This is a genomic window from Vibrio sp. 1069 (genome assembly GCF_033340555.1).
The window spans coordinates 48,811-64,019 of sequence record NZ_JAWOWP010000002.1 but is presented as its reverse complement, the minus strand read 5'-3'; the positions used below and the strand labels follow the sequence as shown (position 1 = coordinate 64,019).

Sequence of the window (15,209 nt, the reverse complement as noted above, 5' to 3'; positions counted from 1 at the left end):
ATTCAACACTTACCATTTTAAAAGGAGGGAGACCATACTTTATTTTAAAGAAAATAAAAAGCGCCTTTCGGCGCTTTTTATCTGAACATTTCTTATCCAAACGTCTCGAGTAGATTTTCTAGAAAAGCTAACTTTTTATTACAATGAATTTTATTTAGGCTCTCACCGGAATCTATTGCTATTTAACCCCAAGCTTCAAACTCATTAGGCTTTACGTGTTTTATTTTTAATCTAACGTTGGGATCCAGAGCTGTTTCAGTTCCCAATTCACAGTAGTACTCAACAGCATTTTCATCTTCAATCATGTCAACGAAGCTAGCAACGACACTCAACCGTCCACCACCTCTAGTCAATGAAAAGTACGCATTCTTGTTTTCATTTACTTCAAATTTCAAAGGAATGAATTCAGGTTCTTCAAGAGAAATATCTATCCATTTATAGTTATCTAAACTCTTCCCCTTTCGTGGGGCATAAACTGTTTTCAACCCATTTTCGTCAACAACGAAGTACATCGAATTCTCAGCTTGATTAAAGCAAGCTTTCAAACTGCCACCTTTATTTTCTAAATCACACGTAAATATGACAGAATTTTGGTTGCAGCTTGCACTTACAAAATTTGAAAACGACACAATAAATGAAAATCCGACCATCACAATTGATTTATAAATTTCATTAAATTTAAGCATTTCAACTACATTAAAAATAAAAACAATATATTCACTTTATATTAAAATAGTCTTCATCAGGGAATTTTTCGTTGGTTTTGTTAGTACTATACTTTCCATTATATGGATTAATCGTCAGTTCTTCACCATTATTATCAAACTTAAACTGCCTTCCATCAAACTCTCCCTTTATCCTTAAACTTACTCTACCTTCAATAATCTCAACATATTCATATCTTGATGAAAAACTATTCCAGCAAACATCTCGCCTATGTTCGTCATAATTAGCAGAAAAAACTATTGTAGAAGAACAATAATTCTCTTCTCCATTTCTATTCCAATACAAAATCCTATCTTTAGGTATATTCATATTAAAATTATCTCTCTGGAAAATGTAAGACAACACGCCAGTATAATTATTATTAGCGTTTTTTATTATTTTACCATTATCTCTGTCCAATAATGTATGATCGATAATATCAAAACCATAATCGTAAATGTCATAACTAAGGTTCAAACTACCAATCTCTTTTGGAACTTCTTTTTTTTCTGTGTCAAAAATAAAGTATGCTTCGCTATTTATATTACCATTAGTCAAGTCAACCAAATAAAGCTCTTCATTCAATTTAATTAAATCGCTTGTGCCACATGAGTCAAAAAAGCTAAAATCATATGAAGTTCCATTTGCTTTTAGAGAATATTGACAAAAAGGCCCCTCAGCCTCTGTGAATTTTTGCTCTTGCGTAATACTGCTTTCCGCAAAAGAATATGTTGATAAAAAGATTAAACTAAATGTAATCATTTTATTCATTTATCATTAACTCCAGCTTGTGATGTACACTCTTACTTCTTTTATAGTAATTTTTATTGATCATTGAACTATCCTTAAGATAAAACTTACTAAAGTCATAGTTATCGGATATTGAATTACAATTAATCAACTTTGAAAGTTTTAATAAGTTATTTTTTCTCTCTAACAAATGATTGTAACCACCATTTACTGAGATCGTTACACGAAATAGATCATTCTTGGTAGCGAATGGACGAATATCTCCCCAAGCACTACCTTTTACCCAAAACCACCCTGAAGAATCTACTGCCGTGTGTAAATCTTTAGCAACGCTTTCTATCATTTCTTTTGTAAGATCTTTAGTATTCACACCAAAGTATTTAGCATAGTTTTCTATATGTGTTATCTGTAATAAACCACGTCCATGATAGAATGCACCACCTCTGTACTTATTCCATTTCTCTGGATATTTCCCGTTATAATAGTACTCTTCCGTCGTTTTGAAAAAATCACTTTCTTGAAATGCTTGAGACAGAAAGTGGATTTTATTCAAACAATCATCGATTTCATACGTCCTAAACATGTCATTCAAGCTATTTAATAACTCATCTAAAGAAACATTTCTCATACTGTCATAATGAGAGTTCTCAAAAATAGTTTCTTTTCCACCTAAGACTTCAAGTAAAAAACTCTTGGAAATATCACGATTACAGAAACATTTACTTTGGGTGTGATTTCCTACAAAAGGCCAATAATGCCAAAGGCTCTTATCATCGCTTAGTTGCAAATCACCATGTAAATCTTGCATCCATGAAAACTTATCTGCTCTTTCCAGTTCGAATTGCGAGAAAAGATCAAAGCTATCCATCACTTGATCGCGCCATGGGGAGTTACGGTAGTCCTCTATAGTCACAAAACCAGCGGAGCACTTAATATCTAGAGCTTCCTTTGCGGTCTGATGGATTGATTCATAAAGACTTTGTGACGACTCTGTATGCCAATCTGTAGGATGTTTCACAATAAATCGCTCAAAGTGTTTACGCTTACCGTCTAAGTATACTTTGGCATCGCGAGCAGTGAACGAGGAGAAGTCCGTTACTTGATCTTCTGTCACAGATTCAAGTAATTGCTGAATAAACGAATTACTCATATCAACGGCACCGCTACTATCGGCCCCATCGAGAACAACAAGTGGATTTTCTTCCGCATTTTTGGGAGAAATCTGTTTTTTGAAAAATTCGGGCGGCTCCTCAAAAGAGAACATCTCGATATGCACACGATTATCTTCTTTCTTAGTTCCAATTGCATCGTTACTGTACTCATGCAGTCCCATGTAACCGATATCTTCCCCAGCTGAAACCTTTATCCCCTCTCTAAATAGGAGTGGGAGTAAAGAAACCACACTACCGTCCCTAATCATTGCCGCCTTGTCCGACATCCATTTAGGTTCTGAAACTGGTTCTGATAGGACAGCAGAGGAATCTTCTAAAATGTCAAAGTCACTATTGAGACCCGAAGCAAACCAAACAATCTTGTTTAACAGTGCTTTTTCGCTACCACTTGCCGATTTACCATTCTCTACCACACGGCACTTTATCATTTTGTAGGTATTTTTGTCGATCTGGTATGGATGGGTCTCCTTCTCTTCTGCATACAGGTATTCAAGTAATGTTCCTTTAGACATCGACTGTTTTTTTTCACCAGAATTAGTAGGCACATCACTATGTTTGAAAGTGCGTACATTTCTCGCTTCTTGTAAACGGTAACGCGTGGTTATAGATGAATTGGCGCCAATATCTGAAGGTGGCGCAAGGTGCATATAAAGTGTATAGAACTTAAATACATCTTCATTATCTTCGGGGTTTACAGCCTCATGCTCGATAAGCACAAAGTTATTACTATACTTAAACTCTTGCTCTTGGTACGTTGATGTTAGGTAATCAGGATTTATGCGAAATGCCACTATTTTTCCATCAAGCATCGCTTGAATAGGTCTGAGCCCTTTCCCCCACGGTAACATTTTTGATGTTAAGTGAATGCCACTATGCCAACCGTACCCTTGTCCTATTAAATAACGACCGCTCTTAGCTTGATCAAACAATTTCGTAAAATCACTGAGCGTGTAGTAAGCGTCACCTTCTCGTTGCGCTATCGGAAAAACTGCATCCATGATTTAAATGTCCTAGTCAGAAAAGTTATCGTCAAAAGTGACAAATGATGGGCGGTTCAAGTTGTTTGACTTCGTGTACACCACCGCATTAACCCTACCTAAATTAGTAGCAAAGCTAGATTGGCTCGCTATGTTAACGGTACTCCCAAGGGCCATTGCCGATATAGAAATTAGGGTGTCATTTTTGGTTTCGAAAATTTGGCTAATGACGTCAGGAAGTGCTTGTTTGAAGTGGTTAAGTGCTTTTTTATAACCGTTTATACCCTCTTCAACAGAACTCAACGATCTTGCAGAAGCTTGGCTTTGTATGAAATCTAAACGACCGATGATTTCACTGTTTAGCTCATCGATGTATGAACAGATTTGATTGTTTATCAACGTCCATAAAACAAACTGCAAATACTTCACAGTATTCCCAGTCCCTAAAAAGCGAAGCTTCGCTAATAATTCATAGGGAGGATCAAACACATCAGCTTGATATAAGACTCTCAATATATCGCCATTTTCGTGCACTTGCTCCAAGAGCAGTTCAACTAAAGGTTCATATTTCTCTAGCGCAGTAGTATCAGTTTGGATGTGATAAAGTGCCGAAACATAAGCATCAGAAAAATCTTTAGAGTGATTTTGACTAATCGCATAAGGAGACGATATACGGCTTTGCTCTAACACAATATCTTTAAAGTCATCATCACTGAAGGATGGGGACATCAATATGCCCCAGTCATTAGCAACCCCAACACGATCTTCCCAAAATGGCGAGCGGCGACCTGCTACAAACGTACAAAAATCATTCGGATCAGGGTAAGTTTCCGTAACAATATTTTCAGCTAAAGATTGGTTCGGGGTGTAAGAGTCTTGAGTTTCGCTGAGCACTAACCTGCATTCTTTTAGAGCGAGACCATTAACAGATGCTTTTCCGCTAGAATCCAGCACTCCACTCCCAATGACAGCACCTGAAGGTTCGACTAAAGAAAATTGTGCATTAGAGTAAGGGAGCCCATTTGGATATTTGCATTCTATATCCAGCGTATACGTCCCTTCCTGCTCTTCACTCACAGAAACCGATGGGTTTTGTGCGCCGCCAAGACACACAGTGTTGGCTTTGTTCATGGTCATTTGATCGGACAGGCGACATACGCCCTTACCTTCAAATTTAACCGTTGGTGAGGCTGAAATGAATTTTGCTTCAGCTTCTATCGTGCCAGAGGAAACGCCTTTTCTGTCACCGCCCGCATCGCCGGTACTTTTTGAGAACGTACTGCCCTTGATAGCGACACTGTTACCGCCATCCATAGAGACTGTCGTAGTCCCACCAGCAAGGTCTGCTGATTTAGCATTGTTGCCATAAGGGATAGGGACGACTGGCTTGCCGACCTTAGTTAAACAAACATCTGGGAGCGTTGCATTCGCTTCACCACCTGAGCCTTTATGAACTATCGAAAGTCCATTCGCACCAACTGTTACGCCCATAACCAATCCATTTGAATTTTATTGATTGAATGATAAAAGAGATCGCAAACTGCAACCTCTCTAAATGACTAGTGAATTTCACTAAAAGACCAGTGATATTCACAATAAGCCCTAACACTGGCAGAAGATCTCATTTTAGATCTCTGGTTATCTATACATTTCAAGCAGTTGCTGAAATTTTAAGTCTATGACGATGTAGGTTGCCGCATACATAAGCGCAAACGTCATCGCACTAAGACTTAAGATCAGCTTGGGTGAAATTACCCTTTTTAACGGCTTCTTTAGATATTTAGCTTTAAGGTTGATTAAAGAAACTTTTTCTTGTTCTGCTAGGCGGTCATCTCGCACTAATCGATAAATGGTGCTGCCAATTTCCGCTAACTTTTCGTTGCCACGCTCTTCACGGCCGTACTTGCCTTGGAAACCAAGTTGAAGCAATAAATAGAGAAACTCTATAACGTGACGGTATTTGCGAGGGTCGGCTTTTAAGCGGTCGAGAATAACGAAAAACTTGTCACCACCAGATGTTTCGTTGTGGAATTCAGACAGTAAGCTGTTCTGGCTCCAGTGACTATTTGCCCCCCACTCTTGTCGACAAACAGATTCATCAATCGCCGCACACAAGCAGTAACGAATAACAAGAACCGAAGCACGATCGAGCTCCATTTCATTAAGTTTTCGTTCACCTTTTCGAATCTCACGTGCCACTTGTTCACGAAATGGCATCGGGTCATCAAGCCAAGGGATCGAAGACATACAAGACAGACTGGCGATCAACCATGAGAACTGGTCCACTAGCGGGTTAATACCCATGTTGTCGATAGATAGATCTTGTACTGCGATGTTTCTCGACAAGTCAGGCGCTGGCATTACCTCCATTGGTTTGCCAGGCTCTGGTTGGAATAAGACTACGGTGACGTCGGTTTCTGCGTAACTCATAGACGAACGGCCCAAAGTTGCAATGATAAGTTAGCGAAATCGCCCGCAACGTGAATCGCAATCGCAGCAGTGTTCTTCAATGCCATCCACTCTTCGCCCGTTTTATCGAGCTCGAAATAGGTGTAGCCAGCGTGATACGGCAGCGCGCGTGGCACAACTGGCATTGGTTTGATCTCAATCCCAGGCAGTTGAAGGTTAATCAAGTCACGTATGTTATCGATAGAACCGATCTTCGTTTGGCTGACAAACTGGGTATGCAGAACATCCAAGGTCACGTCGGCTTTAACTGCGAGGATAAAGGTTGTCGTATCAATGATCTTATTGTCAGGGATTGCTGCCGTTCTGATGCCATAGTTCTGATCTTTTAAGGTCAGTGGAATTGCTCTTTGCTCAGACATCACGCTCAATGTCATTTTCGCACTGTCTAGGACGCGAGAAAGACAGCTAGTAAGATCACCATGATTGTACTTCGTAAACTCAATAGGTCGGCGTGTCGTTGAGCACAGCGTCGAAAGCTCACCCTCTGCCTGAAGAAGAATTCGATACAAAGACTCAGGATGCACAGCTTCTGTGCTGGCGAAATGCCAAAACAAGGGTTCGTATCGGTTGAGCGCTTGCAATAGCATAAAGTCAGAAACCGATGATACACCTTGTTGATCCACCACCCCTAATCGCTGGACTATCGATTCCGCGCGATGCTTCAACATAGAAGCAAACTCGGTCGCAAATTTACTCAGTACTGTCGACGCATGAATATCGATACAGGTAGGAATGAAACTATCATCTAAGATCACGCTGCCATCAGGCTTCACTTCTGAGATCTTTAAGATCGGAATAGACGTGTAAGCACTCTTATCTTCATGATCGTACATTAAGCAAAAGTTAAGCTTACCGACGACGATATTTGCCATGTCTTCCGAATCATAACAAGCGTCAACCGCTTCTTGAGATTCCATCGTATAGCGCGCACCGTCTTTTTTGGTACCAAATAACTCAGAACGTTCCGATGGTAACGGACAGCACAAATAAACGACTTTATCGGCAATCGAAGGATCTACATCTTTCACTTCAGGCAGCTCAGCAAGCAACGGAAGCTCAAATGGTGTCCGGTCTTGTAAAATACCTTCAGCACGAGTAATACCGATTTTACCCAGTGCTAGTAACTGAGAGTTGATTTCTAAACGTTTAATTCCCCAATGCAAAGGCGATGCATTGGCACTCAGTAGGCTCGATAGTTTACTTTGCGAACGATCGAGTTGTTGAAAATGCTGCGGCTTCATGAACATTCCATCTTGCCAAACAACTGGATTGTATAAAGACATGTTTCTATCCCTTAAAAGTAAACCTGTTCAATGCCGCGAGTGTTATCAGAAATTAACTCACTGCCCTCTAACTTGAGCTTGATGTAGTACTCGCTCTTCTCTTCAATAACTTCCACTTTTCGCCATGACGAACCATCAATATCACGAAAAGCCACTGAAAAACCGACGGCACGAGTGTCAGGGTCTAGCGTTAGCATTTCATGAACTTTTCCACCTGGCTGTATTTGATATTCGTAACGTTTGATGTACTCATCACCCAACGACGCTTTATCGCTCTCAAACAAGGCAAAGAAATCTAAGCTTCGGAACAATACTGGCGAACTTAATTCGTGAAGACGGAGAATAACTGGAGATGACTGGCCCCCATTTCTCACATTGAGTACAGGTGATGCCTCAATAACCAATTCAATCGACGAAGTTTCTGGTGTGATACCCGTGGACTCTTTAAATTGATCCCACATGGAACAACCGGACAACATGGCAAATCCGAGTAATACGGCGATACTACGCATGGTTTCCCTTAATCACTTTGTTATAGTTTTTCTTAATCAGCCCTTTTAAGGATGTTTCATTAAGCAGGCGACGATTATTAGTGTAGAAATCTAGGTATTCGGCCCACAGCTTTGACTTAGTTGAGAACAAAGACTGGCTAGCGACCCTGTTAGCAAATGCTACGGGATCGTTCGTTTCTGACTGTTCTAAAATGAGCTCATTCAGTGCTTTGTTAAACATAACTTGGTGGTCGTTCAGCTCATCGAGCATTTGTTCAACCAGTTCATTTGGAGCCAGTAATTGCTGACTATTCAAAGTAAGCATTAGCTCTGCAATGTTCGAGTTAGCCTCACTCGCACTCTGCTCATCTTTTAACGATTCCACTTCGTGCAACTCTTTCTGTAGGTTATCAATACATAAACGCAAGCAAGTACCCATTTGCTTGAATAACTGCGCCTCGTTTGTCATCAACTCTGGGTTTCGAATACCCAAACCATCAAAAAACGCTTGCGCTATATCTTGAGAGCAAACGGCCGCATCAGTATCGACTTGTGCTTTCGTCGTACTGTTTATCGCGTGCTCTGCCGTAGGTATTTGAAGTTGCTGATTAGTGTTAGGAGAAGGCGTAAAAGATTGGGTCATCTCTTCCCATTTTGACCCTGTGTTAGCCTGTTCTACGACCATCTCAGTAACATTATGCGTACGATGTTGTCTTTGAATCGTGCTATCTGGGGCTACCGTGCCAGGTTGCATCACCTCAGCTGAGGCAATATCGGCTCTATGTGCCTTACCGCTTTCTGGCGCTAATGCATCATTGACTGATGCGTTACTCTTGGTTTCCGCAGCCATCCAGTCTTCAGGGATTAGGCTTGGCTGATCGAATTCGGAATATATGCTGAAACTGTCATCGACCACCTGACGCGTGCTTTCCACGGTTCTAGGTTGTTCAGATTCTGTACGCTCATTATCACGAATTAAGTAATCGTCATCTCGCTGCATCGAAAAGTTAAGGTGAGCAACAGGATCATGACAATCAATGTCATCCTGTTTAGTCTCCATAAACAAATCTTCTAAGGCACCGACTTTTTCTTCCTCTTCGACAACCGCATCTCCTAGACTAACCAGAGGATCGCTAGATACTCGCTCAGGAGCAATATCAGCGGCGATGTCTAGTGTTGAGGTAACGTGCTCAAGAGAAACACCAATCTCATATTGCCCTAAAGAAATGATGTCGCCATCAACTATCGCAACGGGTTGATTTTTTAGTATTTTATTCCCATTTACCATTGTGCCATTAGTTGATACGTCACTTATATAGTAGGTATCTCCATACACGCTGAGCAAACAATGAGTGCCCGATATAAAGCGGTTGTGATCGGCTAAAGACACGCTACAGCTTGGGGAACGACCTATCGAACCACCACTTTCAGGCATTTCAATATGCTTTGCACCGGTGTATTCCTCTGGACACTTTGAGATAAATAAAACTAGCTGATTTGAGTACATTTACGAACCTCAAAAGAGCAAAGAAACTGATAGTTCAAGCCCACCAATTCCATCATTTACAACCGGAAGGATATAAGAGGCCTGCGGGATAATTTGTATATGGGCGTCAGGATTACTGCCTAACTTTATAGCAGTACCAAGGGTCATAACCGCACCTAACTCAAACTGGTCGATGTCTTCAACACTCTCATAACGATAGCCCTCTTGGTCTACTTGCCAGCGATTAGAATATTGCGAGTAACCGACAGACAAGCCCGCACCAACGTATGGCGTGAAAACACTCCAAGAAGTCAACGCATATTGAGGAACAACACGAAGTTCATAGTTCGTCGCTTCTTGATATAAGCCGTTTGCTGGCGCTTCAATATCTTCTGCTAGATAGTTTAGCCCTAACCACCAACGCCAACGGTTATTGTTTTCATCAATAGGACGAGTATGAACCAAGCCGAACCTAAGCGTATCCTGCTCACCACTTTTACCTTCATCGTATTTAATGCTATCGATAGTCAACATACTGGTAGAGAGTCCATATCGCTCCCCTTTTGCCATTGCAACAGAAGAAAATAGACACATGGCTGAAATCAGCCCAATTTGACTTGGTTTTAGCATTTCGTCCCTCTAGGAAAACCGATATTCTACTTAGAGGCGAAAGATATCAATTATATTCTCTTTTTCAATAAGCCTAAAAAAACACCTATAATTTAATACATTTCAACTATCAGGTTGGTTGTTTTACCTACAAACAAAAACTAAAGAACCGACTACAGATTAAGTGACGAGACAGTAAATCTTTCTATTTAAATAGAAGTAACAGAATTTGATTGCTAATTGAACAAAACGTAATCTCCGATAACAATTTAGTTACTTTTTAATCAACGTTCTTATCTTCATATATAAGTTTCTTCTTATAAATAGACTTAACTATTGATATTAATATTATGAACAAAGATCACACTAAAAGTAATTTAATTTCTTTTAATGAATTTTTATTATCTAATCCGCTTATTTTGTCTATAGAATTGCGGCAGATGTGCACTGCTTATAATTTAATATAACAGTAGTGAAATCCTATATAACTTAATACTTCTATATGATCAGTTGGAACTTTCCTTATGTTTTTTACCGACTTCGCTCGAAGACCAATCGATGAAAATAACCCAAGCGGCTCTAATCCTAATGGTTCTGAGGATTTTGACGAAATTAAACGTCAAATAAACAACCTGAATAAAGTCACAGGGAGAGTCTCGTGGAAAACGGTTCAAACACTCTCAAAAAAGATCTTGAGTACCCAAGCGAAAGACCTACGTTGTTGCTGTTACTTTACCGTTGCGTCAACCTATAACGACGGCTTAAGAGGACTTGTTGAAGGGTTAAACTCAATACTTGATGTGTGTGTCGTATATTGGTTCAACGCGTATCCAGAGCATTCAAAGTCAAAGGCACGAATGAGCGCTATTGAATGGATGGTAGAGCATACTGAAAAACGAATTAATAAGCATCGGGCGTTACCAGAAGAGCTTCCATTGATAGAGGCAGCACATCAATTATGCTTGAGGATTGAGGAAGAGCTTCGTCTTCATTACGGTATTGAAGCGCCGTCATTAGGTCGCATTCGCCGTATTTTGAATCAATGGATTGAGCAGATAAAAGAACAACAAATTGCGGCTGAGTTACGCGAGAAAAAACAAGCCAACACTAGCGCTCCTGCAGCAACGCAGAAGGCACCTGAAATTAAAGTGAATGTGTCTCCCTCTCCCGCACCGGTGTCATCACCCAACCTAAATAGCCAAGAGAAAGCATCACCGGCAAAGTCTGGTCGATTTATGATCTACTTCGTTATTGGTTTGATTGTTACTGCGATATGTTCACATTTCATGTACGAGCAACAACGTTATCGAACATTGGAGCAAAAAATTAATCAAGCTTCACTTAATGAACTTGTAAATTTGGTCGCCTCGTTAGATTACGAAAATAAAAAATATGCTCAGTCATTGAAAACGCAGGCCATTAATCGTGTCGATATTATGATGAATAACTGGTTTTTAGACTCGGCAAAAGTAAGTAACGTCAGCGAGCTCGATAGCTTGACCAATGAATTAATCGCAATCTATCCGGATTCGTCTTCTGCACAGCAGCTACGTCAAAACTTTTTGACACAGAGCGCCCATTTAGAAGACCAGTTTATGGATGTTTATAAGCGATTCTCAGACGCAAGAACGGTGTTTGCCAACGTAGCTAGACAGAATGTAGATAAGAACTCTGAAAAGGCGTACGAATACAGTAACTCGTTATTCCCGCTTTTAGGTCGTATTGAATACGCTGAAAAGTATTCACAGCAAAAGGAAATTGACCGCGCAACCCTTTTACTGAACATCTACCTATATAAATTGAGTCAGCTACAAGCTGAAAAAACTGACAATAAATAACAATACAATTAAAGAAGTTTTAGGCTTATGTTCAAACAAAAACTGTTTAAAAATCCAGTGGTGATTTCTACTATATTGATGTTTTTAGTGGTTGCAATTATCACCACTATTTATCTGCTTTTTCTTGACGAAATCGATCAACTTTATCTTTGGCTGACCCTTGGTGCTATCGCCATTGTTTACGTCACTTTTCAATTCACATTATGGTTGAAGAAAAAGAACAACGCTAAAGCTCAACATTTGGAAACCGAGGAAGAAGCACTTTCTATGGTTATCCAGCCTCTTCTTGCTAACTCAGGCAAGAAACCAATTTACCTGATGCTTGGTAATAAAGGGTCAGGGCGACGTCAATTTTTATTTAATTCTAGTGCAATTAAACCGATGGATCGCACTAGAACCGCTAAGAATGACTTTTTTGAATGGTACGAATCTGACAGCGCTGTGTACATCAAACCAGACCAACGCTTAGTGTTCCAGGAAGTATCAAGCAGTGATGCTTCTTTATGGAATACGTTCATTGAAGAAGTTATTCATCATCGACCTCGAAAGCCATTTTCTGGGTGTCTATTCTTCACCGATTTCGAGTTCATGATCGTCTCTGAGCCAGAGCAAAAAGAGTACACCATTTCGTCGTTATTGGCGCGCTTGAGTACCATCAACTCTAAAACGTCTTCAGCATTGCCAATCTATTTGATTATGTCAAAGCTAGACAAGTTAGACGGCTTTAAAGAATACATGCACTTTAGCTCTCTCAAGACACGTGTTGAGTTCCTCTCTATCCCACTAAAAGAAGCCAAAGGTGTATTTGCAGAGTACTACCGCGATAGCTATCGAAATCTAGTGAGAGTGCTTGAAAGTAATGCGCTAGATGCATCCGCTAATTCAACGGACATTGATGAGAAACAAGCAATACTCGCTTTCCCTAAGCAGTTTGAGCTATGTCAGTCTGAAGTCAGCTATGTGCTTGAGCGTCTATGTGATGTTAACAACGGTGTCTATTCACTAGACATCCGTGAGATTTTCTTTAGTTCGAGTCTGCAAGGCGGTCGCAAGTACAATTTACTTGCAAAAAGTTGTAGTAATTACTTCAACTTACCTATTATCGCGTCAGAGCATACTCAGTTAACAGAAACGCCTTATTTCTCTCGCTTTCTGATTGATTCACAAATATTGCCGGAAAGCGACTTTGCGGGCGAAAACAAGACGTATCTTCGTCTAATTCAGAGACAAAGCCGTTTGGCAATACTCGGCTCTATTATCCTGCTTACTGGGGGCAGTTACTTCTTTTTCACGACATTAGACAGTAACTTACATGTGATGAATCAACTCTTGAGTATCGATGACAAATCACAAGTGGAGCAAGATGCAAGATTCGATGAGCTTTTAGCGAAGGCGACGAAAGCAATAGAGCCTTCTTATGGGGCGTGGCTTAAAGGTTCTAAGGCTTTGGATGAAGAGATATTACCACTCAACATTAGCCGTTTGGATCAAAGCACTCGCATCGCTTACGAAGCATTACTTAAGGACGTTGCTCAACAGTTGATACCTCTCATTGAGAAAGGTTACCGTCTACAACTGACACAAAATCAAAACACTTTTACACGCGCTTTACCTCTATTGAAGGGGTATCTAATGCTAAACGATCCAACAAAGCGTGATATCCGTTTTTTGCGTCATCAAACTCTCCAAATGATGAACGACTTGAGCAACCAAAATGACGTCGTCAATCAGGCGATGCGCTATTTGGACGCTTACTTTCGCACACAGTTTGATCCAATTGATATCAATATGGATCTTGTTCGCGCAACACGTCGCTCATTGCTAGCAAATTCGAATGTTGATCTCGTTTATGCAGGCATTTTAAACGAAGCAAATTCGATTGATTTAGGAACCCTAGATCTGCAACGAGCTGTGGGTTTTGAGTTTAGCAATGTGTTCAACACACCAATCGATAGCGAACGCTTGATCGTAGATAAGATCTATACCTCCACTGGTTTTAGCACTTTTTATCGACCACGCGTGGACCTAATGTCACAACAAGTCATCAGTGACAACTGGGTTTTAGGTCTGTCACAACACGTTATTCCTACTAGTGAAGAACAAGAAGCCTTCAAAGAGGAAGTACGTAAAAAATATACTGACGACTACATCAGTAATTGGCGCAATGCGCTGAGTGAACTAAAAGTCCAGAACTATGACAATGTCGGCGATCTAACGAACGCGATAGACTTAATCTCGGGCCCTTCTTCACCAATGACAACCGTACTGAAGCAGGTCTATGCCAACACACAATTTTCACCCGTTGGTGAAAAAAATGCTCTGATTTCAAAGCTAGACCCGAAACTCGTGGCAGCGGCAGACTCCGCATCAGACGCAGTAGAGGAAGTAGTTAAGCCTGATTACTTGTTAATGAAACGTGTTGAACAAGCTTTTCACTTATTAAACCAACTTCAGGTCAGTGAAACACCAAACTCCCCTACTCCTTGGGATGAGACCGTAACAGCGCTAAGCCGTGTTCGCACGTATATGAAAGACATTGCTGATGCACCTGACCCGCAAATGGCGGCGCTAGCGGCAGCTCAGCATCGAATGAACAGCAGTGAAGCTGACCCATTAATAAAACTTAAACAGATTGCCCAAAAATCACCGGAACCCGTTCGTAGCTGGTTGTTAGATGTGGTTCAACAAAGCTGGTCAGTCATGATTAAAGAGTCCGCTAAAGGCATTCAAACCCAATGGTACAGCGAGATTTACACCAAGTTTAAAGAGATAGGGCTAGGACGATACCCATTTGATCTAACAGCGACCGAGGAAATCTCAATTGAAGATTTTGAATTACTGTTTGCTTCAGGTGGCTTGTTAGACACATTTATTCAGAAAAATTTTGCACCGTTCTACGATACCAATTTGTGGACGCCAAAACAGGTGGATGGCGAGACGATGCCAATCTCTCCGGCTCTGTTAGTGCAACTGCGTAACTATAACGTTATTCGAGACACATTAATTAATAAAAGCACTAACCGCGTTCATATTCCGTTTAGTGCAAGAGTACTCGATCTTGATTCTAGTGCGATTAGAGCGAGCTTAAAAATTGCAGATACCAATATAAGTTACTACCACGGTCCAAGCCGCATTCGTGAAATGGCATGGCCACCGCAAAATGGTGACTTCAATATTAGTATCACACTCCAGGATGTAACCGATGAAGGCAGACAGCACGTTTTAAATAAGAGTGGTCAATGGGCGATATACAGATTGCTAGGTGACTCGACCTTGACAAACACTCATAACGGCAGCTTTGTCAGTGACATAAAAGTGTCAGGGAGGGACTTGAGCTTACGCATCACTCCGTTGACACAGAAAAACCCATTCACTCTTGCTGAGCTGTATAACTTTACGCTCCCTGAGTCGATTTAATAACAATATAAA

The 15,209-nt window shown here is 40.6% G+C and carries 10 protein-coding genes and 1 pseudogene; 2 read left to right on the top strand and 9 right to left on the bottom strand.

Features of this window, described 5'->3' with window-relative positions:
• Positions 1–182 precede the first annotated feature (182 nt).
• The 9 genes and pseudogenes from R7040_RS03400 to R7040_RS03360 form a co-directional block, all read right to left on the bottom strand.
• The gene (locus tag R7040_RS03400; RefSeq protein WP_005373343.1) at positions 183–686 is read right to left on the bottom strand and encodes a hypothetical protein; all 504 of its coding nucleotides are present in this window, start codon (positions 684–686) and stop codon (positions 183–185) included.
• Between the two features lie 31 nt (positions 687–717).
• A complete protein-coding gene (locus R7040_RS03395; protein WP_005373345.1) occupies positions 718–1,476 on the bottom strand; it encodes a hypothetical protein in 759 nt (252 codons plus the stop codon).
• Positions 1,469–3,625 carry a hypothetical protein gene (locus R7040_RS03390; protein WP_005373349.1) on the bottom strand — a complete coding sequence of 719 codons (2,157 nt, stop codon included), beginning with the start codon at positions 3,623–3,625 and terminating at the stop codon, positions 1,469–1,471. The genes R7040_RS03395 and R7040_RS03390 overlap by 8 nt, the downstream gene beginning before the upstream one ends.
• 893 nt (positions 3,626–4,518) lie before the next feature.
• A pseudogene (locus R7040_RS30570) lies at positions 4,519–5,095 on the bottom strand (DUF4150 domain-containing protein); the annotation flags it as partial.
• Between the two features lie 147 nt (positions 5,096–5,242).
• A complete protein-coding gene (icmH, locus tag R7040_RS03380) occupies positions 5,243–6,034 on the bottom strand; it encodes a type IVB secretion system protein IcmH/DotU (RefSeq protein WP_005373354.1) in 792 nt (263 codons plus the stop codon).
• Positions 6,031–7,356, bottom strand: a complete 1,326-nt coding sequence (tssK, locus tag R7040_RS03375; RefSeq protein ID WP_005373357.1) for a type VI secretion system baseplate subunit TssK — start codon at positions 7,354–7,356, stop codon at positions 6,031–6,033. The genes icmH and tssK overlap by 4 nt, the downstream gene beginning before the upstream one ends.
• Positions 7,357–7,367: 11 nt before the next feature.
• Positions 7,368–7,868, bottom strand: coding sequence for a type VI secretion system lipoprotein TssJ (gene tssJ / locus R7040_RS03370; protein WP_005386118.1), 501 nt, complete (start codon positions 7,866–7,868; stop codon positions 7,368–7,370).
• Entirely contained in the window at positions 7,861–9,354 is a 1,494-nt protein-coding gene (locus tag R7040_RS03365) for a type VI secretion system-associated FHA domain protein (protein ID WP_137282735.1), read from the bottom strand. Before R7040_RS03365 ends, tssJ begins: the two co-directional genes overlap by 8 nt.
• Before the next feature lie 9 nt (positions 9,355–9,363).
• The gene (locus tag R7040_RS03360; protein ID WP_054574680.1) at positions 9,364–9,963 is read right to left on the bottom strand and encodes a hypothetical protein; all 600 of its coding nucleotides are present in this window, start codon (positions 9,961–9,963) and stop codon (positions 9,364–9,366) included.
• Positions 9,964–10,466: 503 nt separating this feature from the next.
• Here R7040_RS03360 and R7040_RS03355 point away from each other — a divergent pair.
• Positions 10,467–11,780: a type VI secretion system ImpA family N-terminal domain-containing protein gene (locus tag R7040_RS03355; RefSeq protein WP_005386112.1), complete on the top strand. Its 1,314-nt coding sequence runs from the start codon at positions 10,467–10,469 to the stop codon at positions 11,778–11,780.
• Between the two features lie 27 nt (positions 11,781–11,807).
• Entirely contained in the window at positions 11,808–15,197 is a 3,390-nt protein-coding gene (tssM, locus tag R7040_RS03350) for a type VI secretion system membrane subunit TssM (protein ID WP_054574681.1), read from the top strand.
• The last annotated feature ends 12 nt before the right edge of the window (positions 15,198–15,209 follow it).

Excerpts from the sequence above, each read along its gene's own strand:
- R7040_RS03360 (WP_054574680.1), bottom strand. The coding sequence starts at position 9,963 with ATGCTAAAACCAAGTCAAATTGGGCTGATTTCAGCCATGTGTCTATTT.
- tssJ (WP_005386118.1), bottom strand. The coding sequence starts at position 7,868 with ATGCGTAGTATCGCCGTATTACTCGGATTTGCCATGTTGTCCGGTTGT.
- R7040_RS03400 (WP_005373343.1), bottom strand. The coding sequence starts at position 686 with ATGCTTAAATTTAATGAAATTTATAAATCAATTGTGATGGTCGGATTT.
- icmH (WP_005373354.1), bottom strand. The coding sequence starts at position 6,034 with ATGAGTTACGCAGAAACCGACGTCACCGTAGTCTTATTCCAACCAGAG.
- tssM (WP_054574681.1), top strand. The coding sequence starts at position 11,808 with ATGTTCAAACAAAAACTGTTTAAAAATCCAGTGGTGATTTCTACTATA.
- tssK (WP_005373357.1), bottom strand. The coding sequence starts at position 7,356 with ATGTCTTTATACAATCCAGTTGTTTGGCAAGATGGAATGTTCATGAAG.
- R7040_RS03390 (WP_005373349.1), bottom strand. The coding sequence starts at position 3,625 with ATGGATGCAGTTTTTCCGATAGCGCAACGAGAAGGTGACGCTTACTAC.
- R7040_RS03365 (WP_137282735.1), bottom strand. The coding sequence starts at position 9,354 with ATGTACTCAAATCAGCTAGTTTTATTTATCTCAAAGTGTCCAGAGGAA.
- R7040_RS03395 (WP_005373345.1), bottom strand. The coding sequence starts at position 1,476 with ATGAATAAAATGATTACATTTAGTTTAATCTTTTTATCAACATATTCT.
- R7040_RS03355 (WP_005386112.1), top strand. The coding sequence starts at position 10,467 with ATGTTTTTTACCGACTTCGCTCGAAGACCAATCGATGAAAATAACCCA.